Source organism: Woeseia sp. D3-10 (assembly GCF_055809415.1).
This window is the reverse complement of sequence record NZ_JBVVTW010000007.1, coordinates 3,964,640-3,987,031: the sequence shown is the minus strand read 5'-3', so window position 1 is coordinate 3,987,031 and position 22,392 is coordinate 3,964,640. Positions and strand designations below refer to the sequence as shown.

Genomic DNA, 22,392 nt, shown 5'->3' with positions numbered 1-22,392 from the left:
GCGGCTAACCCTGATCGAGCAATTCCCGCAAATTTATAACCGCTGCATTGGCGCGTGCCAGGTAGTTCGCCATAACCAGCGAGTGATTGGCTGTTAGCCCGAAGCCTCCACCGTTGAGGATAATTGGTGAACGCAGAGGCTGCAGACTGGCTTCAAGTTCGCGAATAATCTGGCGCATGCTGGTTGCTGCGTTCTTGTCCGCCAGTACCTGCTTGAAGTCCAGTTCGGCCGCGCGGAAAAAGTGCACCAGTGCCCACGACGTGCCACGAGCTTCAAAGAAGATGTCATCGATTTCGAACCAGGAGGTTTGTACTGGCACGTTATCGGGCAAAGAACTGTTGGATTCTGCCGCGGAATCTCCGGCAAGGTCGGTATTGATCACGCTGACCATTACGCTGTCGCCTAGGCGGCGGCTAAGACTGCCCAAACGCTTTTCGACCTGTGACAGCCATTCGCGCAGGTTGTCGGCGCGGGCAAAAAATTGCGCGTCCCGGCCACCGGCGAGACGATCACGGTAGTGGCTGAAGCCGTCGATTGCAGACCGATATTCTGTTTCGCTGCGGGGCATTATCCAGGACTGGTGATCGACGTTGAATTCGGGGTCTGCCTTGGCGACGTCCTCGTCTTCTTTCGATTGAGACTGGCTTCGACTGTAGTCATTGCGAATGATGCGGGACAAATCCCGGACCTGCTGCAAAACGCCAAACTCCCAGTTGGGCATGTTGTCGAGGAACACGCTGGGTGGCGACACGTCGTTACTGAGATAGCCGCCGGGCTTGTCCAGCAGCACTTCAGCGACTCGTACGAGCGTATCGGTAGTGGCAAAGCCGACGACATCCACCTGACCGTCCGCTTTGGTGTTTACCCAGAAAACGTCAGGCATGCGCGACCAATACCAGCCCAGCAGACCCATGAGCAGCAGCACGCCGAGCGTGATACCGGCGGTCAGCTTTTGCCAGAAAGGGCGAGGAGTGTGAGGTTTGTTAGCCGCTGCCTGCTTGCGTTTGAACACGATAGTGCCTTTCCCTTGCGGTGTACCACAGACGATTGCAATGTGGTGTCGGTGCGGGTGTCCGCCTGCCGGGAACGTGCCAGACGCGACGGTTCATGCTCTTTTGACTGTCAGCGACACCGCATGTTCCGCGGGCAAACAGCCCGCGGAACAGCGTCGCTCTTGCTTACTTCAGGCCGCCTTTTCAGCGCCCACCAGTTGTCGCAAAACGTAGTGCAGGATGCCGCCATGCTCGAAGTAATCGCGTTCTTTCGGCGTGTCGATACGCACCAACGCTTCAAAGCGCACGGTGTTTCCATCCTCAGCCCGCGCAGTCACGGTTACCATCTTGGCACTGGCGTCGTTCTGTCCTTCGATATCGAAGGTTTCTGTCCCTGTCAGTCCAAGTGATTCGGCGCTTTCGCCTTCTTTGAACTGCAAGGGCAATACGCCCATGCCGATCAGGTTTGAACGGTGAATGCGTTCGAAACTGCGAGCAATGACGGCTTTAACGCCGAGCAACAGTGTGCCTTTCGCGGCCCAGTCGCGGGACGAGCCTGTGCCGTACTCTGTGCCGGCCAGAACAATCAACGGAGTGCCGTCCAAGCGGTACTTCAGGGAAGCATCGTAAATGGACATTTCTTCGCCGCTTGGCTGATGCCGCGTCCAGCCACCTTCAGTTCCAGGTGCCAGTTGATTCCGCAACCGTATGTTCGCAAAGGTGCCACGCATCATGACTTCATGGTTACCACGGCGTGAACCGTAGGAGTTGAAGTCCGCACGCTGCACACCTTGTTCGGCAAGGTATTTGGCAGCCGGGCTGTCAGCGGCAATCGAACCAGCCGGTGAAATGTGATCGGTAGTTACCGAATCGCCCAACAAGGCCAAAGCTCGAGCACCCTTGATGTTGCTAACCGCTTGCGTTTCGAGCGTCATCCCTTCGAAATACGGCGGGTTCTTGACGTACGTTGAGGCGCTGTCCCAGGTGTAAATTTCACCTTCAGGCACGGCCAGGCTGTTCCAGTTTTTGTCGCCGTCGAATACGCCGGCATAACTGTTCTTGAACATGCTTGAGTCGATGCTGCTGGCGATGACGTCCTGAACTTCTCTGGCGCTCGGCCAGATGTCTTTCATGAACACATCATTGCCATCGCTGTCCTGACCCAGTGGGTCTGTGTACAGATTGACATCGAGGTTGCCAGCCAGTGCGTAAGCGACAACCAGCGGCGGTGATGCCAGGAAGTTCATCTGCACCAGCGGATGGATACGGCCTTCGAAGTTCCGGTTGCCCGATAACACGCTGCAACCAACAATGTTGCTGTCTTTGACGGCTTGCTCGATTTCCTCTTTGAGAGGGCCAGAATTACCGATGCAGGTCGTGCAACCGTAGCCCACGGTGTAGAAGCCCATGGCATCGAGGTCATCAATGAGGCCGGCTTTTTCCAGATAGTCTGTAACAACTTTAGAGCCGGGCGCGAGGCTGGTTTTTACCCACGGCTTGGTCTTCAGGCCACGTTCTTTTGCATTGCGAGCCAGCAAACCGGCAGCAAGCATAACCGCTGGATTGGAGGTATTTGTACAGCTGGTGATAGCAGCGATCAGTACAGCGCCATCCTTCAACTCATAGCTTTCGCCATTCGCGGTGACCGTCGTTTTTCCGCCTTTCTCGCGGTTGGCCACTGACTTTTCAAGGTGACCGAGGAATGTCGTGTCAGCGGCGCTCAGCGCGATCCGGTCCTGCGGCCGTTTTGGTCCCGCAATACTTGGCTCAACAGTGCTCATGTCGAGTTCCAGCATGTCGCTGTAGAGAGCGTCTGGTGCGCCGTCTTCACGCCACATGCCCTGGGCACGGGCGTACGCTTCGATGAGCTCGATGTGTTTGGCATCGCGACCGGACAGCGTCAGGTATCGAATCGTTTCACCGTCGATAGGGAAGATGGCGCAGGTGCTGCCGAACTCCGGAGACATGTTGCCCAGCGTCGCGCGGTCCGCCAATGGAAGCTGACTCAAGCCGTCACCGAAGAATTCGACGAACTTGCCGACTACACCGCGCTCACGCAGCATTTCGGTTACGGTCAGTACGAGATCGGTTGCGGTCGTGCCTTCGCTCAGATTGCCGGTCAGTTTGAAGCCGACGACTTGCGGAATCAGCATGGTAATAGGCTGGCCGAGCATTGCCGCTTCGGCTTCGATGCCACCCACACCCCAGCCGAGTACACCCAGGCCGTTAATCATGGTGGTGTGGGAGTCGGTGCCGACTACCGTATCCGGATAGGCACGCTTGACGCCGTCTTTCTCAGCATCGAACACAACCCGGCCAAGGTACTCAAGATTGACCTGGTGCACGATGCCGGTGTTGGGCGGTACAACCCGGAAGTTTTCGAACGCGGTTTGCCCCCAACGCAGGAACGAATAGCGTTCCTTGTTGCGATTGAATTCGATTTTGTTGTTCAGGTCCAGTGAATCGGCGCTGCCATAGCGATCAACCTGTACGGAGTGGTCAATAACCAACTCCGCAGGCGACAGCGGATTGATTTTGTCGGCACTGCCACCCAGTTTGACGACGGCATCGCGCATGGCCGCGAGATCAACGACCGCCGGTACACCAGTGAAGTCCTGCAGGATTACCCGGCTTGGCGTGAATGAAATCTCCGTGCTGGGTTCGGCTTTTGGATCCCAGTTCGCCAATGCCAGAATGTCGGCACGCGTTACGTCGCGACCGTCTTCATGGCGGAGCAGGTTCTCCAGCAGGATTTTCAAAGAATAGGGCAGGCGATTTACGTGACCTTCTGTAACTGAGTCTAGCTTGTAGATCTCATGGTTCTGGCCGCCAACCTCAAGCGTGGTACGGGCGCCGAAGCTGTCCGTCATAGTGTCTCTCCGGGATAGTGAATTTCTGGTTACTCGCTAGCCAGCCTGACGAAAGGACGCGCCGTTAGGGCCGAGTCAGCAGCAACTCGCGGGGCGGCATTATACCGGATGGAACGGGGCTGTGCGCCCCTAATCACCCTAGGCGGCCACCGCGTCCGCAAGCAATGTCTGGTCAATAACGGCACCGCCGAGGCATTCATCAGCGTCATAAAACACGACGTACTGACCGGGTGCAACGGCACGCTGTGGCTCGTCAAACTGCACTTTCAGCTGACCGTCTGAGTTCAACGTTACGGTGCAGGCCTGATCGACCTGTCGGTAGCGGACTTTGCAGTGGCAACGCAGGCCAGCCGTGAGAGCGGCAGGTGCCTCGCCTGCAATCCAGCTTGGCTCGCTCGCGAGGACACCGTCGCAATACAGCAGCGGATGCTCGCCCTGAACGACGATCAGTGTGTTATCCGACAGGTTCTTCGCGGCGACATACCAGGGATCGCCCCCAGAGTTCCGGCGCCCACCAATGCCCAGTCCCTGTCGCTGGCCCAGCGTGTGGTACATGAGGCCCTGATGTTCGCCCAATGTCTCGCCATCGGCGCTGACGATGGTGCCGGGTTGCGCCGGGAGAAAAGTCGATAAGAATTCGCGAAACGGACGCTCACCAATAAAGCAAATCCCGGTGCTGTCTTTTTTGTCGTGAATTACCAGCCCGGCGTCGCGAGCAATTCTGCGAACCGCCGATTTGTCGAGCTCACCAAGAGGAAATACGGCAGTAGCGATGGCTTCCTGGGTGACGGCGTGCAGGAAGTAGCTTTGATCCTTATTGCTGTCGATGCCTTTAAGGAGCTGCACGCGGTTATTGTCAGCGCTGACTCTGGCGTAATGGCCGGTGGCCAGCCAATCGGCGCCGAGGCGTGACGCGTATTCGCGAAATACACCGAATTTAATTTCGCGATTGCAGAGCACGTCAGGGTTCGGTGTACGTCCAGCCCGATAGTCGTCAAGAAACGCGGCGAACACCCGTGCTTTGTATTCGGCGGCAAAATTGACGTGATGCAGCGGTATGTCGAGTTGCTCACAAACCGCGCGGGCATCCTGCAGGTCGTCAGCCGCGGTACAGAAGCCGTCGTCGTCTTCCCAGTTGGTCATGTGCAAAGCCTGCACGTTGGCACCGGCCTGCTTAAGTAGCAGGGCAGTTACCGCAGAATCGACACCGCCGGACAGGCCGACGACAACTGACTGTCCGTCAAGATCATAGGGGGAAACGTTCATCGGCGCGGATTCTAGCACTCCGCACGTGCCCGAGGCACAGCCTCAGGTGTGGAGCAACGCGGCGCTGGCCATAGCGGCATCGAACTGCTGTTCCGGGTAGTCACAACCGGAGAAGAGGCTGCGGGGTTGCCGTTCGCCGGCCAGATAGTCGTCAAGGCAGCGGATAACGGATGCCGACCGCAATGCAGAGCGGCGCGCCGCCAGGTCGCTGTAGGTGTACCAGTGCACTGCGTGAGTCGAGGGGTCGAGGCACCGACCTACGGATTCTGACAACAGGTCAGCCAGGAAGACGATCCGCAGGTACTGGCGACCTTTGGTCGCGTCAAACCACAGATAGGCACCAATCAGGTCTCGAATGGCGACGCTGCAACCGGCTTCTTCCAGAACTTCACGGCGTGCTGCTTGTTCGGGTGACTCGCCGGCTTCGATGTGGCCACCAGGTTGTGTCAGTACCAATCGTCCGCCCACGGGCTCTTCGATGGTCAAGAACCGACCGTCGCGCTCAACGAGTGCGGCAACAGTCAGGTCGGGGGAGGGTAACAAGGCGGGCCTCAGATACCGAGCTGGCGAAATTCCAGCTCAACTTCGCTGGCCTGCCAGATTTCATCGAACATTGAGCCGTAATGCTTACTGACACCGGGCTCGTAAGTATCAGCAATGCCTTCCCAGCGACTAGCCTGCAAACGGTATACAAGTGCTGTTTCGTCGGCGATGCAGAATGCTTCAGGATGCGTGCGCAAGTCTTCCCGCACGTGGCGAAATTCAATGTAGGTATTAAGGCGTCGTCCGAGATTGACGAAAGCATTGCCATTCTTGATTGCACGGGTAGGGGCTGCAATCAGTACGCGCACACGGGCATAGGCCTGTGACAACACAAGATGTTTAATGACTTCGAGGAAATCGGGGTCGTCGTAAATCCCTGCTTCGAGATCGTGGGTAAATATCGAGACACGGCGCCGGGCTTCGCGGGCAACCTCGATAACGGCTGAACGCACTTCCTGCTGTGTCGATACGACCCACCGTTGACCTTTTACCCGAGGTTGTTCCATTCCATCCCGCGCCTGTTTATTAGTATATTCAGCGTCGCCTTTTATCAACGGCAACCAGTGCATTCCAGATTGAAGACAGCCTGACAATGCATTGTTGTTCGGTGCCGGTGCTGACGGTGCCGTTACCTTCGGTACCAACCGGTGTTCACTGGCAGTCACTTGCCGATTTTTCTTGTTTTGGTCGCGGCGTACGTGATAGAGACGGTCCCCGACAAAAGTGATCTTACCGGCCCGGGCGTTGCTGGCAGTGGTAACTGCGTCACGTTTTTAATCCCTCGCACGTGCTGAGAAGGATTCTCATCTACCGGGATTTTTGCCCGCAGGAATCTGGACTTATCGCGTTTGGCCGGTGAGGCTTTCGGCCAGGCCGATGTAGGTCGCAGGCGTTAGTTCGAGGAGTTGTTGCCGGGCCTCTTCCGGAATATCCAGATCACGCACAAACGCCGCCAGAATTTCCTGAGTCACGGCCTGACCACGGGTCAGTTCCTTCAGTTTTTCGTACGGGTTTTCTATGCCGTAGCGACGCATGACGGTTTGCACCGCCTCACCCAGCACTTCCCAGCTTGCATCGATATCGGCGCCTATCCGCATAGGGTCCGTCTGCAGCTTACCCAGTCCTTTCTCAACCGATTGCAGAGCAATCGCCAGCCAGGCAACGGCAATGCCGAAATTGCGTTGAACCGTAGAGTCCGTCAGATCGCGCTGCCAGCGCGATATCGGCAGTTTGACGGCGAAATGATTCAGCAACGCCGTTGAGAGGCCGAGATTGCCTTCCGCGTTTTCGAAATCGATAGGATTTACTTTGTGTGGCATCGTTGAGGATCCAACTTCGTTGCCCGACACACGTTGTTTGAAATAGCCGAGCGATATGTAGCTCCACGTATCCCGGCAAAAGTCGAGCAGTACCGTATTGTAGCGCACCAGCGCATGAGCATACTCGGCCGTCCAGTCGTGCGGCTCGATTTGCGTAGTCAACGGATTTGGATCAAGTCCGAGAGACGCGACGAAGCCCTCGCAAAGGGCGGGCCAGTCCACGTCTGGGTACGCAACAGTATGGGCATTGTAGTTACCCACAGCGCCATTGAACTTGCCACGGATCTCCACAGCGCACCATTGTTCACGTGCGCGCGACAATCGCGCCAGAACGTTTGCAAATTCCTTGCCTACCGTTGTCGGGCTCGCCGTCTGTCCGTGCGTTCTCGACAGCATGGCGACAGCTGCGTTGGCGTTGGCTAACGACCGCAACGTAACGTGCAGTCGCTTCATCATTGGCGCGACAATCTCGTCGCGAGCCTGCCTGAGCATCAATGCGTAGGCGAGGTTGTTGATGTCTTCAGACGTGCAGCCGAAATGAATGAAATCGTGCAGTATCGCTGCATCCTTGCCGTCACCCAGACGGTCACGAATGAAGTACTCCACCGCTTTGACATCATGGTTGGTTGTCGCTTCAATTCGTTTGACGTGCTCGGCATCTTCCGTGCAAAAATTGTCAACGATGCCATTCAGAACGTCCTTCATAACCGACGTCAAGGCGGGCAATTCGGTAATTTGCGGCTGATCCGCGAGCCACTGGAGCCAGCGAACCTCAACCAATACCCGGTAGCGGATCAAACCGTATTCACTGAATACATCACGCAGAGAATTGACTTTTTCGGAGTAGCGCCCGTCGACAGGCGATATAGCGCGGAGACTTGAGAGTTTCATTGGAGGCTAGACTTGTGCTGGCAAAGCGCGAATCATACACGATAGTCTTTTCAGGGTGGCCGTTGCGGGTATCGCGGCCAACAACTAATTCTCGGAACAGAGCCGAAATAGAAAATTTCGGTAAATACAACGGAGTAGACCGGCAGATGAGTGGCAAGGGATTTCGAAGCGAACAAGACAGCATGGGCGAATTACAGGTGCCTGACGATGCCCTGTGGGCGGCACAAACCCAGCGCGCCGTGGAAAATTTTCCTATCAGCGGGCTCACAATGCCGCGAGACTTTATTCGCGCCCTGGGTCTGGTGAAATGGGCCGCGGCGGGTGCCAATGCCGAGCTCGGGCTGTTGACCAGCAAAAAGGCTGTTGCGATCCAGAAGTCAGCGCTGGCTGTAGCCGACGGTGACTATGACCGACACTTTCCGATCGACGTTTTTCAGACCGGCTCCGGCACCAGTTCCAACATGAACGCCAACGAAGTCATTGCTCATCTTGCCAGCAAGGAGCTTGGCTCGCCGGTTCACCCGAATGACGATGTGAACATGAGCCAGAGCAGCAACGATGTGATTCCTACCAGTGTGCATGTCAGTGCCGCACTCATGGTGCATGAGCAGCTGTTGCCCGCACTGGCGCACTTGTCCGCAGTACTCGAAAACAAAGCAGATGAAACCCGTAATGTGGTCAAGACCGGGCGTACCCATTTGATGGATGCCATGCCAGTGACGCTTGGGCAGGAACTGGACGGTTGGCGCGCGCAAATCGATTCAGCAACGGCCCGATTGAGCGATACCCAGAAACGTCTGACGGCTTTGGCCCAGGGTGGTACAGCGGTTGGTACAGGCATTAATGCACACCCGAAGTTCGGTGCGAAAGTTGCGACTCTGCTGGGCGAGCACACCGGTGTTGAATTTCGCCAGAGCGATTCCCTGTTCGAGGGTTTGAGCAGCCAGGACACCGCCGTAGAAGCGTCGGGCCAGCTCAAGGTCCTCGCGGTCAGTCTGATGAAAATTGCCAACGACCTTCGCTGGATGAACTCGGGTCCGCTGGCCGGTATCGGGGAAATTTCGCTGCCTGCTCTGCAACCCGGCTCCAGCATCATGCCCGGCAAAGTGAATCCGGTTATTCCTGAGGCGGTCGCCATGGTTGCGGCGCAGGTTATCGGCAATGACGCAACGATTACAGTGGCGGGCCAGTCGGGTAATTTTCAGCTCAACGTTATGCTGCCAGTGGTCGCTTACAACCTGCTGCAAAGCATCGGCATTCTGGCCAACAGCGCCCGCTGCCTCGGCGATAGTGCTATCGCTGGCTTCACGGTCAACCAGGACAACATTGATCGGGCACTGGATCGAAACCCGATTCTGGTTACCGCGCTAAATCCGGTTATCGGTTACGAACTGGGCGCGAAAGTCGCGAAAACGGCCTACGCCGAGGGACGCCCGGTCAAGGACGTCGCGCGGGACCTGACCGACCTGACCGACGCTGAGTTGGATCGACTGCTGGACCCGGCAACCCTGACCGAAGGCGGTATACAGAATTAGCAATCGAGCCGCCCAAGGTGAACTGACCGCGGCACGAATCAAGGAACGCCTGCAACACACCCGGCTTCCCGCAGACCCATCCAAGGTCGATTCGGAACTCGACGGCCGCGATTGGCCGCGAGCGATTCGGGACCGGTTTGCCGGCGTGTTGCAGCCGTCGGCGGTCCTGATTCCGATTGTCGAACGCCGGGAAGGGCTTACCGTCTTGCTGACCGAACGGGCCGCGCACCTCAAACACCACCCGGGCCAGATCAGCTTTCCCGGTGGGCGGATGGAGCTTGGCGACCGTGATTTACGGGAAACGGCGCTGCGCGAGACGCAAGAGGAGATTGGCGTCGGGCCGGAACACGTGGCTGTGGCGGGTTATCTGGCACCGCTGCCCACTGTGTCAGGTTATGCCGTCACCCCCATCGTGGGCATGGTCGACGCCAATGTCGTCCTGCAGATTGACCAGCGAGAGGTGGCAGCGGCATTTGAAGTCCCGCTCGAATTTCTGCTCGACAGCGCCAATCAGGAACACACGTTGCGACGCTACGAAGGCATCGATATTCCGGTGATTGCCTACTATTATCAGGCCCGCAAAATTTGGGGTGCGACGGCGGCCATGATCGCGCTACTGCAAAAACAATTACTTTTAAAATAGAAAGTTATGTCGGATATCCAGAAATTACTTGATGTCATGGTGGCCTTGCGCAAGGACTGCCCGTGGGATCGCGAGCAGAGTTTCGCCAGTGTTGCTCCGTACACCGTGGAAGAAGCCTACGAGGTTGCTGATGCGATCGCCAAGGAGGACTGGGCAGCCCTGAAAGACGAATTGGGCGACTTGCTTTTTCAGGTCGCGTTCCATGCCCGGATGGCGGACGAAGCCGGCTATTTTGATTTCAGCGACGTCATCGACGCCATCTGCAGCAAGATGGTGCGGCGACATCCACACGTATTTGGCAGCGCCGACGAAGTCGCTCGCGGCGCTGTGGCAGGCAGTTGGGAAGACATTAAGGCCGGGGAAAGGGAGTCCGCAGCCAGCACCAGTGCGCTGGACGGCATTGCCCTTAGTTTGCCGGCCTTGTCGCGGGCCGCGAAGCTGGGTAAGCGGGCGTCCGCTGTCGGCTTCGACTGGCCGGACACCGATGGAGTCCAGCAAAAAATTGACGAAGAGCGCGCGGAACTCGCCGAGGCCTGCGCAAATGATGATACTGCAGCCCGCCACCACGAACTGGGCGACCTGTTGTTTTCCGTGGTCAACCTGTCCCGGCACTTGCGGATTGACCCGGAACAGGCGCTGACCGATGCCAATCGGCGCTTTGAGGCCCGGTTCCGAAAGCTTGAGAAAGACCTGGGGACCACGGGGCAGCCGCTTACGACACGCAGCCTGGATGAACTGGAAGCCGCGTGGCTTAACGCAAAACAGGCTCTGGAAGAGCGGTCCTGAAATTCTTGATTACGTTCAGGAACGGTTCATTGCGCACTCCGTAAGCTTCACCCAGGCTCGGAAAAGGTCCGTGCCCAGGCTGAAAATGGAGATACCGCTATGAACGCCAACCACTGGATTGCGAATGCCGCTGCCGTCGCACTTGGCGCCCTGACTCTTGGCGCAGCGCCGGCCTACGCCGATGATTACAACCGACGCGGTGCGGTTTACGACTACGCGAATGTAATTAACGTCGAACCCATTGTTCGCTACGTGACGGTGACCACACCGGTTCGCGAGTGCTGGGAAGAGAGTCGCGAATACACCGTGGACCGACGTCCGGCAGCTTCTGCTGGCAGTACCTTGTTCGGCGCAATTGTCGGTGGTGTGATTGGCCATCAGTTCGGTAGCGGACGAGGCAACGACGCTGCGACCGCCGCCGGGGCCCTCATCGGCGCTGCCGTAGGCAGTGATTCAGCCCGACGCAACAGCAGCCGCGGCTACGAGCGTGAAGTGTATTCACGCCCGGTCGAACGATGCCAGACGAATTACACCTCGCGAGAGGAAGAACGGATTGACGGCTACAACGTAACCTACCGGTATCACGGTCAGAAGTATGCAACGCGGATGCCGTACGATCCTGGCAAGAAGCTGCGAATTCGGGTCGACGTTCGCCCTGCGAACTGAGCATTATCAGCGGTGATCCGGCCCGGCGGATTGCGACCGATGCGTTGCAATCCGCCGGGCCACGCACCAAACTTCCCGCTCGCTCCCGGTAATGGAAGCCACGAATCAAACCCGCGGCTGACAGGTAAATCACCATGAGACACATGCACCTCTACATTCTGCTTGGCCTGGCATTGCTGCTTGGCTCGCCGGCAGGCGCCGCGAACGGCGCTGGCGGAAACATTGAGCAGATGGCGACGTTTCAGCTTGCGCAAAGTAACGGCCCGTCGCTGAGTGAAGCGGTGAATCAGGTACGCAGGCAATACCGGGGACGTATTGTCAGTGCAGAGACAGAGGTCCGCGGCAATCGTGAGGTGCACGTGATCAAAGTATTGACCGAGGACGGCAAGTTGAAGACCGTGCGGATTAACGGCCGGACCCGCGGCGGACGCGGATAAGGAAGAAGAATGCGCCTGTTGCTGATAGAAGATGATGAAACCCTGCGCGAATCGCTGGCCACGCAACTAATCGAGGCCGGGTTTGGTGTGGAAAAGGCAGGGGACGGCCGCGAAGGCCTGTATTTCGCCGAAGAATACCCGATCGACCTTGCCATCGTTGACCTGGGTTTGCCGGAAGTTCCCGGGCTGGAGCTGATTCGGCGGGTTCGGGAAAGCGGCAAGACCTATCCCATACTGATATTGACTGCGCGCGATCGCTGGCAGGACAAGGTGGACGGCCTCGAAGCGGGTGCCGATGATTACGTCGTCAAACCGTTTCATTTTGAGGAAATTTCTGCCCGCATAAACGCGTTGTTACGCCGGAGTGGTGGTTGGGCTTCGTCGGTGCTGACCGCAGGACCGGTGACGTTGGACAGTACGCGTCAGGATCTGCGGGTTAATGGTGAGGCCATTGACCTGACCAGTTACGAATACCGAATTATCGAGCACCTGATGATGCGCGCGGGCGAAGTCATTTCGAAGAGTGAGCTGACGGACCGCTTGTACGATCAGGACTTTGAGCGTGACAGCAATGTCATTGAAGTGTTCATCGGCCGCCTGCGCAAGAAGATGGACCCTGATAATTCCATTAAACCGATCGAGACCTTACGAGGTCGGGGCTACCGTTTCGCGCTCGAACGGAATCAGACTGAGTAAGCCGCATTGATTTCCTCGCTCAGCACGCGTTTGCTGCTGTCGGTTAGCGTCCTGCTGCTGGTGTTCTTTGGCATGACCATCGTTGTGCTGGAAGTGGCCTTCCGGCAGGCGGGTGAGCAGTCTCAACAAGACATACTCGACAGTCAGATCATGGCCCTGCTGGCCGCCGCTGAACCGAATGACCGCGATGAGCTGGTCATGCCTCCGGACCTCCCTGAACCTCGTTACGGCACACCGGGCTCCGGTCTGTACGCCGAAATGCGCGACGAACACAAACAGGCCGTGTGGCAATCTCGTTCAGCGATCGGCATGCGGCTGCCACGACCGGCAGCGGGTTCCCCCGGTGAACAACGTTTGGCGAGATTAACACTCGAAGACGGGACGCCGGTTATGACGGCGACGCTCGCGGTTACCTGGGAGTTTGCTGACGGTGTCTTGAAACCGTACACGTTTCATGTGACCGAAAGTCTCGACTCACTGAACGCACAAATTGCGGCCTATCGACGGCAACTCTTTGGCTGGTTCTTTGCGGTTGCATTGGTCATGTTGCTGGCGATATCCATTGTCATGCGCAGCGTGCTTCGGCCATTGCGACAGATTGAAGGCGAGATCGGGGACATCGAGAATGGCGGCCGTGCATCGTTGTCTGATGATTTCCCAACGGAGCTGAAAGGGGTGGCGCGCAATATGAACTTGCTGATTGGCAGTGAACGAGGTCGATCGGAACGCTACCGGCAAACACTGGACAATCTGGCGCACAGTCTCAAGACGCCACTGGCCGCGATGCGTGCAGTACTGGATGAATCCGCACACAGCGACACGAAAGAACGTCTGGCGGCTCAAATAGAACGCATGAACGACATCGTTCGGTATCAGCTGCGCAAACCGGCGCGGCTGGTCAGCGAAGGCATCGGTCTGCCCACGCTGGCCGTACGAACTGAGCTGCAACGCCTTGCCGACGGGCTGACCAAGGTCTACCGCGACAAGACGGTTACGATCCATATTGATGTCAGTGACGATGCGGAGTTTCGCGGTGACCGTGGCGACTTTCTGGAGCTCGCCGGTAACCTTCTGGACAATGCCTGCAAATGGTGTGAACGCGAAATCGAAGTGACCGTAGCTGCGGCCAGCCATATCGATGGCCGCGAAGGTATACGGCTCACGGTCAGCGACGATGGTCGGGGTATACCGGAAGAGCTAGCGCAGCAATTGCTTGAGCGCGGCATGCGTCTTGATGAGTCAGCGCCGGGGCACGGTATAGGGCTCGCCGTAGTCCGCGATATCGCGGCGAACTACGGCGGCACTGTAAGCATCGGCGGGTCGGACAGTGGCGGTGCCAAGTTTTCCGTGGAGCTGTACGCCGCGGCAGTAGCCGGGCAGCCCTGAGCGCCGAAACGCTACGACTCGAGCGTCTTGCTCTTCGCCGTTATCTCCATGAACGGCTTGATCAGGTCCAGCGGCAACGGGAAAACAATGGTGTTGGTTTTTTCGTTCGCAATGTCTTTCAGTGTCTGTAAATAGCGCAGCTGCAGAGCCTGCTCTTCGGAAGCAAGCGTGCGTGCCGCCTGCGCAAGACGGTCTGCGGCTTGCATTTCACCTTCAGCGTTAATGATCTTCGCCCGTCGTGAGCGCTCGGCCTCGGCCTGCTGTGCCATTGCACGAATCATGCTTTCATCAAGATCGATGTGCTTGATTTCGACGTTCGCAACCTTGATGCCCCAGTTGGCCGTACGCTGATCCAGCAAGTTCTGAATATCGATATTTAACTTGTCACGTTCCGCGAGCATGTCGTCCAGCTCGTGTTGTCCGAGCACGGACCGCAATGTTGTTTGTGACAACTGACTCGTTGCTTCAAACGCATTGGCGACTTTGATGACTGCTTTCTCCGGATCGACGACACGGAAATAGATCACGGCGTTCACTTTGACAGAAACGTTGTCGCGGGAAATAACATCCTGTGTTGGCACGTCCAGAACCACGACGCGCAGGTCCACTTTGGTCATGGTCTGAATGAACGGGATCAGGATGATGAGCCCGGGACCTTTGACGGTTTGAAAACGGCCGAGCATGAATACGACGGCGCGCTCGTATTCTTTCATGATCTTGACCGTGTTCATCAAGATCACCAGCAAGACAGCCAGAACAATTCCTATTACCGGTATAGACATCGTGGTTATTCCTTAAAAACAAAAATGAGCAAAAACCAATTAGTTTTTGTGCGCCGCAGCGTCCAGCGGTTCGACCTGCAACTCAAGGCCATTGATCGCGCGAACTCTGAGCTGTTGATCCTTCTGGATCGGAACGCTGCTTGAGGCCTGCCAAGCTTCGCCTTCCAGCCATACCCGGCCTTGCCCCGTAAAAGTTTCCATGGCAACAGCAACGCCGCTGAGTATGCCTTCTTCACCACTGACCGCACCGCGCCGCCGCAGTTTCACGAGGTAGGTCGCCATCCAGAGCAACAACAGCCCGGCCGTCACGGTGATTGCGAGCACAAAGGTGATTGATATACCGAAACCGGGCACGCCACTGTCAAAGGTCATAATAGCGCCAAATGCGAACGCAACTATGCCGCCAAGGCCAAGTGCGCCAAAACTGGGCGCAAACGCTTCGGCGACAATCAGGACCAGACCGACAAATATCAATGCGAGACCGGCATAGTTGACGGGAATAATCTGCAGTGCGTAAGCCGCCAGCAACAGACAAACGACACCAACGACACCAGGTACTATGGCGCCCGGATTCCAGCCTTCAAACATCAGGCCGTAGATACCGACTATCATGAGCAGCAGTGCAACCTGCGGGTTGGCAATGGTACCCAGAAACTTCAACCGCCAGCTGGGCTCGATGTTTTCGACGACGACGTCGCTTGTATCAAGAACTACGGCGTTATTGTTCACTGTCAGTTCCATGCCATTGACTTGCTCAAGCAGTGCGTCGCGATCGTCCGCGATCAAATCGATGACATTCTGATCCAGTGCCTGACTCGCCGTGAGTGTGGCCGCATCACGAACCGCTTGCTCGGCCCAATCGGCGTTGCGTCCATGAGTTTCCGCGAGGCCACGAATATAGGCGATGGCATCGTTGAGCACTTTGCGTCCCATTGCAGTGTCCGGTTCCCGGACAGTTTCGTCGGTCGATTCCTCAGCGGGCGCAGTCTCGTCAGGCAATGCGGAATCGTTCTCGGCATCGTCCTCGTCTGCATCTTCGCTACGCGTTCCGGGTCCAGGTTTAAGTGGCTCAAACGAGGAGGGCGCATCATCGCCACCCAACGAAACCGGTGTTGCCGCGCCCAGATGTGTAGTCGGCGCCATCGCCGCAATATGACTGGCGAGCAAGATATAAGTGCCGGCACTGTCCGCACGCGCACCGCCAGGCGATACATAGGTGGCGACCGGGACGTCGGAACCCAGAATCGCCCGGACAATATCCCGCATGGGCTCAACCAGCCCGCCCGGCGTATCCATGCGGATAATGACCAGCTGGGCCTGTTGTTCGTTGGCCGTTTCAATCCCCGCAATGATGTACTCGGACGTGGCGACGCCTAGCGGCCCCTCAAGGTCGAGCTGCACGACTTTGCCGGCCGCCTGCGCGAGGCCAACTGACAGTAGCGCAGCTATAACAGCCAGCGTTTTGCCCGGGCCAGAACGGAGATACCGATGAATGAGCTTCATGTTCACACTCCCATGATATCAATAGCGGGTTACCGCCTGCGATATCGTCTACTTCGCGCTTCTATGCGGCAAGCGCGCGTGGCATGCTGGCCACATGTTCATACGATTCATTACTACCGGCGGCACCATCGATAAAATCTACTTCGACGCGATGAGTCGTTTCGAAGTCGGTGAGACGCAGGTACACCATATCCTGCAGGAAGGCCTTGTGGCATTCGATTTCGATGTGGTCTCGTTGTTCCATAAAGACAGTCTGGAAATAACTGACGCAGACCGCAAGGTACTTCGGGAATATATAGAGAACGACGATGCGGATCGCTACGTTATCACGCACGGGACCGACACCATGACTGATACGGCGGCCGAGCTTGCCGATCTCGCAGGGAAGATCATCGTGCTCACAGGCGCATTGAGCCCGGCACGGTTCCGAACTACGGATGCCGTGTTTAATGTCGGTATGGCAGTCGCGGCTGCGCAAGTGGCGGCACCTGGTGTGTACCTGGCCATGAACGGGCAGATATTTTCTGCTGGCAGCGTTCGCAAGAACCGGGAAGCGAACCGCTTCGAAGTCAGCCCCGGAAGTTAAGTCGACGCCAGAAACGACACTGCCGGCAATGGCCGGCAGTGTGTTCAATCTATTGGCGGTGAAAAGCCTTAGCCGAGATCGAAGTTGATTCCCTGCGCCAAAGGCAAATCGCTTCCCCAGTTTATGGTGTTGGTCTGGCGACGCATGTAAGCCTTCCATGAATCTGAACCGGATTCGCGACCGCCACCGGTTTCTTTCTCGCCGCCAAACGCACCGCCTATCTCGGCGCCGGAGGTGCCGATATTGACATTGGCGATGCCGCAGTCCGAACCCTGATTCGACAGGAAGTATTCAGCATGCTGCATCTTGTCGGTAAAGATGGATGACGACAGCCCCTGCGCAACGCTGTTCTGTTTGGCAATGGCGTCGTCCAGATCAGTCGTCTCAATCAAGTAGAGAATAGGTCCGAAGGTTTCGGTCTTGACGATATCCCATTCATTCCTGGCAACCGCAATAACCGGTTCCATGAAATTGCCGGGACCGTCAATGCGTTTGCCGCCGCAGAGAATTTCACCTCCGGCTGATTTGACCGCTTCGATGGCCGCTTCCACACGCTCGATGGTCGATTCTTCAATGAGCGGGCCCATGAGCGTTTTCGGATCAAGTGGGTCGCCGATACGGACCTGTTGGTATGCTTTGACCAGCCGTTCTTTCAACTCGTCCATCCGCGAGGTGTGCACGATAACGCGCCGGGTACTGGTGCAACGCTGGCCGGCGGTACCGACAGCACCGAACACGATGCTCGGCACGGCAATATCGAGATTGGCAAACTCGTCGATGATAATTGCGTTATTGCCACCGAGTTCCAGCAGCGACTTGCCCATGCGTTGTGAAACGCGGGCACCAACTTTGCAACCGACGGCCGACGAGCCAGTAAATGACACAAGGTCGACACGTCGGTCATCGACAAACTGTTGCGCGAGTTCGTTGCTGCCGTCATTGATCAGGTAAAAAATGTCAGGAAGGCCGCTGTCAGCCATGGCTTCTGCCATGATCTTCTGGGTGGCAACGCCGCACAACGGGGTTTTCGGCGATGGTTTCCAGATATTGACGTTGCCGCAGATGGAGGCCAGGCAGGCATTCCAGGCAGCTACAGCCACCGGAAAATTGAACGCGGTGAGAATGCCAACGATACCCAGCGGGTGCCATTGTTCGTACATGCGGTGCTGTGGCCGTTCGGAATGCATCGTGTAGCCATAGAGCATGCGTGACTGGCCAACGGCGAAATCGGCGATATCGATCATTTCCTGAACTTCACCGTCACCCTCGGCCTTGATCTTGCCCATCTCGAGGGTCACCAGGCTGCCGAGCGCGTCTTTGTTGTCGCGCAGGGCGTTGCCCACTCGTCGGATAGCGTCACCGCGTAACGGAGCGGGTACTTTGCGCCATTCCAGGTAGGCCGCTCGCGCATTCGCCATAACCTGTTCATATTCGTCGGCAGTGGTACCGCGAACAGATGCGATACGTTGACCATTCGAGGGGTTAATCGAATCAATCAGCGGTGCATTGTCTGATTGTGTCGGACGTGAGCCGGACCAGGTGCCTGCATTGATGTCTTCCAGTCCAAGTCTTTTCAGTATGTCTTTCATGAAGATGGCCCCCTGGCCAGGCGAAAATAAAGGTGAATTTGCCGCGTAACAACTGACTGCGCCCGCAGGTGGCGCATTGTGCCAAGCTAACGGCAGGGTTTCCAGACAATCCAGCAGCCCGCCAGACAGCTGTCGTTGCAGACCCGGAAGAACAGATAATTTTGCGATCCGAATGCGCGACATGGCATATTCGCTCGTACTTCAGATAGAAACTTGCCTCCGCAGGCAGCCAGCAGGAGCTCCCGTGACCCGTAACCAATCAGACTGGCATCCCGCCAGCTGGCAATCCATGCCCGCCGCACAGCAGCCGACTTACCCTGATCAGGCCGAGTTGGATCAAGCCGTGGCAGACCTCAGCCGACTGCCGCCAATCGTAACGTCGTGGGAAGTCGACAGCCTTCGAGATCACATTGCCAAGGCGCAGCGCGGCGAAGCTTTTGTGTTGCAGGGCGGCGATTGTGCCGAGAATTTTTCCGATTGCACCTCGGAAAGTGTCGTTGCCAAACTGAAAATACTGCTGCAAATGAGCCTCGTCATGCTGTACGGGCTCAAAAAGCCAGTGGTAAGAGTCGGGCGCATGGCCGGTCAGTACGCCAAGCCACGATCAGCCGATATGGAGACCCGGGACGGCGTGACGCTGCCAAGTTTTCGCGGTGACCTGGTAAACCGAAGCCCGTTTACGTCGGAAGACCGCATTCCCGATCCGCAACTGATTCTGCGTGGCTACGAGCGCGCTGCGCTTACCCTGAATTTCGTGCGGTCACTTATTGATGGTGGCTTTGCCGATTTACACCACCCGGAATATTGGGACCTCGATTGGGTTGGTCACTCAAAGACAGCTGCGCAATACCACGAAATTGTAAATTCGATCTCTGAATCGCTCGACTTTATTAAGACCGTTTCGGGACGCCCTTTACACCTCACTCAGCGCGCTGACATTTATGCCGCACACGAAGGTTTGCACCTGCTGTACGAGCAGTCGCAAACGCGTTTTCTGCCGCGCCGAAAAAGTTGGTACAACCTCACCACGCATTTTCCGTGGATAGGTATGCGAACCGCAGCACTCGACGGTGCACACATTGAATATTTCCGCGGTATCGCCAATCCGATGGGGGTAAAAATCGGTCCGGGCATGACTCGGGAATGGCTGCAGGATCTCATCCGGGTATTGAACCCGAACAATGAACCCGGTCGATTGACACTGATTCATCGCTTCGGCGCAAAGGCCATAGACGAGGGATTACCGGAATTGATTCGTGCCGCCCGAGAAACCGGTTCACCGGTACTGTGGGTCTGCGACCCGATGCACGGCAATACCGAGAGTACTGCCGATGGCACCAAGACCCGGCGCTTCGACAACATCGTCGGCGAGCTGGAGTCCGCATTTCGGATTCACGAGGAAATGGGCAGTTACCTCGGTGGCGTGCATCTGGAGCTCACCGGCGAAAATGTTACCGAGTGCACCGGTGGCGCGCGTGGCTTGAACGATGCGGACCTTGCTCGTGCGTACAAGTCCACCGTTGATCCACGCCTCAACTACGAACAGGCCCTCGAAGTTGCCATGCGGATTGCTGGCTTTAACCGCAATCAACAAGCCTGAATTTCGCTGAGTTCGTTTGCCCGGCGGGTCCCGGCGGGCAAACGAGTTGTGGAGATCAGGTAGCGCTGTTGCAACGCCCGTCCCTCAGGACTTTAGTAGTGCCCAGGCATCGCTGTTATTGATCGTCCGGCTTTCACCGGGCAGAAGTCCTTCAATGGAGAACGGGCCAATCCGGTGTCGGATAAGACGCAACGTCGGCAACCCGGCTGCGGCTGTCATCCGACGCACCTGGCGATTGCGGCCCTCGTCAATGGCCATATCGATCCATTCGGCCGGAATGGATCGACGTTCCCGTATTGGCGGATCACGTGGCCATAGCTTGGCGGGAGTGGGGATCGCCCGCGCAAAAAGCGCTCTGGCCGTGCCGTCTTTAAGGTGGACACCGCGCTCGAGGCGGGCCAGCTGTGCCGCCTCCGGGCTGCCCTCAACCTGCACCCAGTAACGTTTTGCCAGCTTCTGTTTCGGTTCGGCAATCCGTGCCTGCAAGCGACCGTCATCCGTCAGTAACAGCAATCCTTCGCTGTCTCGGTCAAGCCGGCCAGCAGGGTAAACGCCGGGCAAAGACACAAAATCGGCCAGTGTCTGCCGTTGTTCGCTGTCACTGAACTGGCTGAGCACCTGAAAAGGTTTGTTGAGCAGGACGAGGGGCATTCGCGCAGTATAGGCGATCACACAGCGATCGTGGCGTCATCGTCGTCACTCGCGCATTAGCTCGGGTATCCTGTCATTTCTGCAACAGAGCAACGGGTCCAATTGATTCATGCGCGAGCAAATTATCACCGTAGAATTTCCGGCGGGTGCGCCGTACACGACGCTCGCTGACGAGCCAACACTCGCGTTGGTCGGCGAGTTGCACAGCCGGTTTGCCCCTCGTCTGCAGAACTTAATAGAGCAACGCCAGCAGCGCCAGGTGGCGTATGACAACGGTGAGTGGCCCGCCAGCATCCCGGCGACCAGTACGGACACTTGGTTGACGAGCGGGGCGGCGCAGGCGTTACGCGATCGTCGGGTTGAATGGCATTGCATACCGCACGAAGACTCGTTGCCACTCGCCCTTGATTCTGCGGCGTCCACAGTCGTCATCGACCTTTGCGAACTTCTGCCGGTAGAAGGCGCCGCTTTGTCAGCCCTGTGGGCGATCAACCGGGCGCTGAGCACAAACCTGAATGAGTCACGCAATGCTCTGATCTTCGGTATGCGGGATATTGCCTGCCGCGAACCACTCGTGCGGTGGGGCGAGGAGTCCGGTCATGCGGCACTCGTAGACGTTGCGCTGTTTCTTAGTCACAACACAGCGACGCTGGATGCGGTTTGCCTGAAACTGAGTCGATTGGAATCCGTGAACGAAGCCGAGTTTTGGCGAGACGTTTTCGCCTATCTGGAATCGTCCGGCATCGTTGCCCGGGACCAGATAAACGCGACCCTCGCCATCGAAACGGTCCCCGCCGTGTTCGACATAGATGCGCTGATGTACGCACTAAAAGACTACGTAGCGGCACTGACGCTCGACCATAGCAATTGTCTCGCAAGCCTGGTGCGAGCTTTCCGGGAATTTCCGCAATTCGTGTTGCCGGATGCGGCGGAGCTGACCGGTAGCACGCACTTGCTGCAACGTTGGGAGTTGCTGCTGGTACAGCATGCGCACCGCCGCGGCGCGCTCGCCATAGGCTCACCATCGCGCTGGCAGGCTCAGGACGCCGACAAAGACAATCGGGTTTTTGGTCGATTGCGTGTTGAAAACGAACGTCAGGTCAGAGCGGGATTCGACGGCAGCGGTGTTGCTGACGAGGTATTCGTGGCGGCAGCGCGGGAAGTATTCGACCGCATGATGCCGGGTCAGCATCAATTGCATCGCTTGCGGGCGGACATTCATATTGTGGGCGCCGATTTGTTGCAGGTCCCGAAGGGCAAGATTACGGAAGCCGGTTTACGTGCGTGTTTGATCGTCGCATTGCAAGGGCTGCTCGCGATCAACGAGGGCAGGTCGACGTTGAATCTGAATCAGTGTCGCGAAACGCCGGCCAGCATTGAACTGGCTGCAGGGCAGTTGCGCCATTGGGTCAGCCACGCGACCGGCGTTCTGGACGACGGTCGGATTGTGGACGAAGACTACTTCCTGTCGGTGCTCGACGAAGAAATAGCCAGCCTGGAAGCCTCCGAAATTGCCTGTGCCGGTCTGGCAAAACATCTGTCGGATTACGTGCTGAGCAGGTCGCCAGGCAACTTTTTCCTGTCAAATACCCTGTGAATATCAGCGCGGGGCTGTGCGTCTCTGCCCGGACCGGTACAATGCGCCCCTATT

At 57.2% G+C, this 22,392-nt stretch carries 20 protein-coding genes; 10 read left to right on the top strand and 10 right to left on the bottom strand.

The features are described from left to right. Window positions 1-4 precede the first annotated feature (4 nt). From AC0L8N_RS18290 to purB, 6 genes are all read right to left on the bottom strand, one after another. Window positions 5-1,012, bottom strand: a complete 1,008-nt coding sequence (locus AC0L8N_RS18290) for a DUF2333 family protein (protein WP_473669791.1) — start codon at window positions 1,010-1,012, stop codon at window positions 5-7. Window positions 1,013-1,183: 171 nt separating this feature from the next. After that, on the bottom strand, window positions 1,184-3,862 hold the full coding sequence (gene acnA / locus AC0L8N_RS18285; protein WP_473669789.1) for an aconitate hydratase AcnA: 2,679 nt from the start codon (window positions 3,860-3,862) through the stop codon (window positions 1,184-1,186). 138 nt (window positions 3,863-4,000) lie between these two features. Then, complete coding sequence (gene mnmA / locus AC0L8N_RS18280; RefSeq protein ID WP_473669787.1) at window positions 4,001-5,128, bottom strand: tRNA 2-thiouridine(34) synthase MnmA; 1,128 nt, start codon at window positions 5,126-5,128, stop codon at window positions 4,001-4,003. 42 nt (window positions 5,129-5,170) lie between these two features. Next, complete coding sequence (locus AC0L8N_RS18275) at window positions 5,171-5,671, bottom strand: NUDIX domain-containing protein (RefSeq protein ID WP_473669785.1); 501 nt, start codon at window positions 5,669-5,671, stop codon at window positions 5,171-5,173. An 8-nt stretch (window positions 5,672-5,679) separates the two neighbouring features. Then, a complete protein-coding gene (locus tag AC0L8N_RS18270) occupies window positions 5,680-6,177 on the bottom strand; it encodes a DUF7931 domain-containing protein (RefSeq protein WP_473669783.1) in 498 nt (165 codons plus the stop codon). Between the two features lie 333 nt (window positions 6,178-6,510). After that, complete coding sequence (purB, locus tag AC0L8N_RS18265; RefSeq protein ID WP_473669781.1) at window positions 6,511-7,881, bottom strand: adenylosuccinate lyase; 1,371 nt, start codon at window positions 7,879-7,881, stop codon at window positions 6,511-6,513. Window positions 7,882-8,027: 146 nt separating this feature from the next. On the opposite strand from purB, the gene AC0L8N_RS18260 reads away from it, so the two are divergent. The 7 genes from AC0L8N_RS18260 to AC0L8N_RS18230 all read left to right on the top strand — a co-directional run bounded on the left by AC0L8N_RS18260 (window position 8,028) and on the right by AC0L8N_RS18230 (window position 14,030). Next, window positions 8,028-9,416, top strand: a complete 1,389-nt coding sequence (locus AC0L8N_RS18260) for a class II fumarate hydratase (RefSeq protein WP_473669779.1) — start codon at window positions 8,028-8,030, stop codon at window positions 9,414-9,416. A 145-nt stretch (window positions 9,417-9,561) separates the two neighbouring features. Next, window positions 9,562-10,059 carry a CoA pyrophosphatase gene (locus AC0L8N_RS18255; RefSeq protein ID WP_473669777.1) on the top strand — a complete coding sequence of 166 codons (498 nt, stop codon included), beginning with the start codon at window positions 9,562-9,564 and terminating at the stop codon, window positions 10,057-10,059. Between the two features lie 6 nt (window positions 10,060-10,065). Continuing rightward, window positions 10,066-10,845 (top strand): nucleoside triphosphate pyrophosphohydrolase, encoded by a 780-nt coding sequence (mazG, locus tag AC0L8N_RS18250; RefSeq protein WP_473669775.1) that lies wholly within the window; start codon window positions 10,066-10,068, stop codon window positions 10,843-10,845. A gap of 99 nt (window positions 10,846-10,944) precedes the next feature. Beyond that, complete coding sequence (locus AC0L8N_RS18245; RefSeq protein WP_473669772.1) at window positions 10,945-11,511, top strand: glycine zipper 2TM domain-containing protein; 567 nt, start codon at window positions 10,945-10,947, stop codon at window positions 11,509-11,511. A gap of 134 nt (window positions 11,512-11,645) precedes the next feature. Next, window positions 11,646-11,948, top strand: a complete 303-nt coding sequence (locus AC0L8N_RS18240; protein WP_473669770.1) for a PepSY domain-containing protein — start codon at window positions 11,646-11,648, stop codon at window positions 11,946-11,948. A gap of 9 nt (window positions 11,949-11,957) precedes the next feature. Next, window positions 11,958-12,644 (top strand): response regulator, encoded by a 687-nt coding sequence (locus AC0L8N_RS18235; protein ID WP_473669768.1) that lies wholly within the window; start codon window positions 11,958-11,960, stop codon window positions 12,642-12,644. A 6-nt stretch (window positions 12,645-12,650) separates the two neighbouring features. After that, the gene (locus AC0L8N_RS18230) at window positions 12,651-14,030 is read left to right on the top strand and encodes an ATP-binding protein (protein ID WP_473669766.1); all 1,380 of its coding nucleotides are present in this window, start codon (window positions 12,651-12,653) and stop codon (window positions 14,028-14,030) included. 11 nt (window positions 14,031-14,041) lie between these two features. Here AC0L8N_RS18230 and AC0L8N_RS18225 read toward each other — a convergent pair whose 3' ends face one another. Beyond that, on the bottom strand, window positions 14,042-14,812 hold the full coding sequence (locus AC0L8N_RS18225) for a slipin family protein (protein WP_473669764.1): 771 nt from the start codon (window positions 14,810-14,812) through the stop codon (window positions 14,042-14,044). Between the two features lie 39 nt (window positions 14,813-14,851). Beyond that, window positions 14,852-16,315, bottom strand: a complete 1,464-nt coding sequence (locus AC0L8N_RS18220) for an NfeD family protein (protein ID WP_473669762.1) — start codon at window positions 16,313-16,315, stop codon at window positions 14,852-14,854. A gap of 94 nt (window positions 16,316-16,409) precedes the next feature. On the opposite strand from AC0L8N_RS18220, the gene AC0L8N_RS18215 reads away from it, so the two are divergent. Then, the gene (locus AC0L8N_RS18215; RefSeq protein WP_473669760.1) at window positions 16,410-16,901 is read left to right on the top strand and encodes an asparaginase domain-containing protein; all 492 of its coding nucleotides are present in this window, start codon (window positions 16,410-16,412) and stop codon (window positions 16,899-16,901) included. Window positions 16,902-16,969: 68 nt separating this feature from the next. Here the strand turns inward: AC0L8N_RS18215 and amaB are convergent, their stop codons facing one another. Further along, a complete protein-coding gene (gene amaB, locus AC0L8N_RS18210) occupies window positions 16,970-18,490 on the bottom strand; it encodes an L-piperidine-6-carboxylate dehydrogenase (RefSeq protein ID WP_473669758.1) in 1,521 nt (506 codons plus the stop codon). A gap of 244 nt (window positions 18,491-18,734) precedes the next feature. On the opposite strand from amaB, the gene AC0L8N_RS18205 reads away from it, so the two are divergent. Continuing rightward, on the top strand, window positions 18,735-20,090 hold the full coding sequence (locus tag AC0L8N_RS18205) for a class II 3-deoxy-7-phosphoheptulonate synthase (protein ID WP_473669756.1): 1,356 nt from the start codon (window positions 18,735-18,737) through the stop codon (window positions 20,088-20,090). A gap of 84 nt (window positions 20,091-20,174) precedes the next feature. Here the strand turns inward: AC0L8N_RS18205 and AC0L8N_RS18200 are convergent, their stop codons facing one another. Further along, on the bottom strand, window positions 20,175-20,741 hold the full coding sequence (locus AC0L8N_RS18200) for a pseudouridine synthase (RefSeq protein WP_473669754.1): 567 nt from the start codon (window positions 20,739-20,741) through the stop codon (window positions 20,175-20,177). Window positions 20,742-20,850: 109 nt separating this feature from the next. Between AC0L8N_RS18200 and AC0L8N_RS18195 the strand changes: the two genes are divergently transcribed. Beyond that, window positions 20,851-22,338, top strand: coding sequence for an aldolase/citrate lyase/malate synthase family protein (locus AC0L8N_RS18195; protein WP_473669752.1), 1,488 nt, complete (start codon window positions 20,851-20,853; stop codon window positions 22,336-22,338). The last annotated feature ends 54 nt before the right edge of the window (window positions 22,339-22,392 follow it).

Excerpts from the sequence above, each read along its gene's own strand:
- AC0L8N_RS18235 (WP_473669768.1), top strand. The coding sequence starts at position 11,958 with ATGCGCCTGTTGCTGATAGAAGATGATGAAACCCTGCGCGAATCGCTG.
- AC0L8N_RS18225 (WP_473669764.1), bottom strand. The coding sequence starts at position 14,812 with ATGTCTATACCGGTAATAGGAATTGTTCTGGCTGTCTTGCTGGTGATC.
- AC0L8N_RS18195 (WP_473669752.1), top strand. The coding sequence starts at position 20,851 with ATGCGCGAGCAAATTATCACCGTAGAATTTCCGGCGGGTGCGCCGTAC.
- AC0L8N_RS18240 (WP_473669770.1), top strand. The coding sequence starts at position 11,646 with ATGAGACACATGCACCTCTACATTCTGCTTGGCCTGGCATTGCTGCTT.
- AC0L8N_RS18260 (WP_473669779.1), top strand. The coding sequence starts at position 8,028 with ATGAGTGGCAAGGGATTTCGAAGCGAACAAGACAGCATGGGCGAATTA.
- AC0L8N_RS18270 (WP_473669783.1), bottom strand. The coding sequence starts at position 6,177 with ATGGAACAACCTCGGGTAAAAGGTCAACGGTGGGTCGTATCGACACAG.
- AC0L8N_RS18200 (WP_473669754.1), bottom strand. The coding sequence starts at position 20,741 with ATGCCCCTCGTCCTGCTCAACAAACCTTTTCAGGTGCTCAGCCAGTTC.
- mnmA (WP_473669787.1), bottom strand. The coding sequence starts at position 5,128 with ATGAACGTTTCCCCCTATGATCTTGACGGACAGTCAGTTGTCGTCGGC.
- amaB (WP_473669758.1), bottom strand. The coding sequence starts at position 18,490 with ATGAAAGACATACTGAAAAGACTTGGACTGGAAGACATCAATGCAGGC.
- mazG (WP_473669775.1), top strand. The coding sequence starts at position 10,066 with ATGTCGGATATCCAGAAATTACTTGATGTCATGGTGGCCTTGCGCAAG.
- purB (WP_473669781.1), bottom strand. The coding sequence starts at position 7,881 with ATGAAACTCTCAAGTCTCCGCGCTATATCGCCTGTCGACGGGCGCTAC.
- AC0L8N_RS18220 (WP_473669762.1), bottom strand. The coding sequence starts at position 16,315 with ATGAAGCTCATTCATCGGTATCTCCGTTCTGGCCCGGGCAAAACGCTG.
- acnA (WP_473669789.1), bottom strand. The coding sequence starts at position 3,862 with ATGACGGACAGCTTCGGCGCCCGTACCACGCTTGAGGTTGGCGGCCAG.
- AC0L8N_RS18245 (WP_473669772.1), top strand. The coding sequence starts at position 10,945 with ATGAACGCCAACCACTGGATTGCGAATGCCGCTGCCGTCGCACTTGGC.
- AC0L8N_RS18215 (WP_473669760.1), top strand. The coding sequence starts at position 16,410 with ATGTTCATACGATTCATTACTACCGGCGGCACCATCGATAAAATCTAC.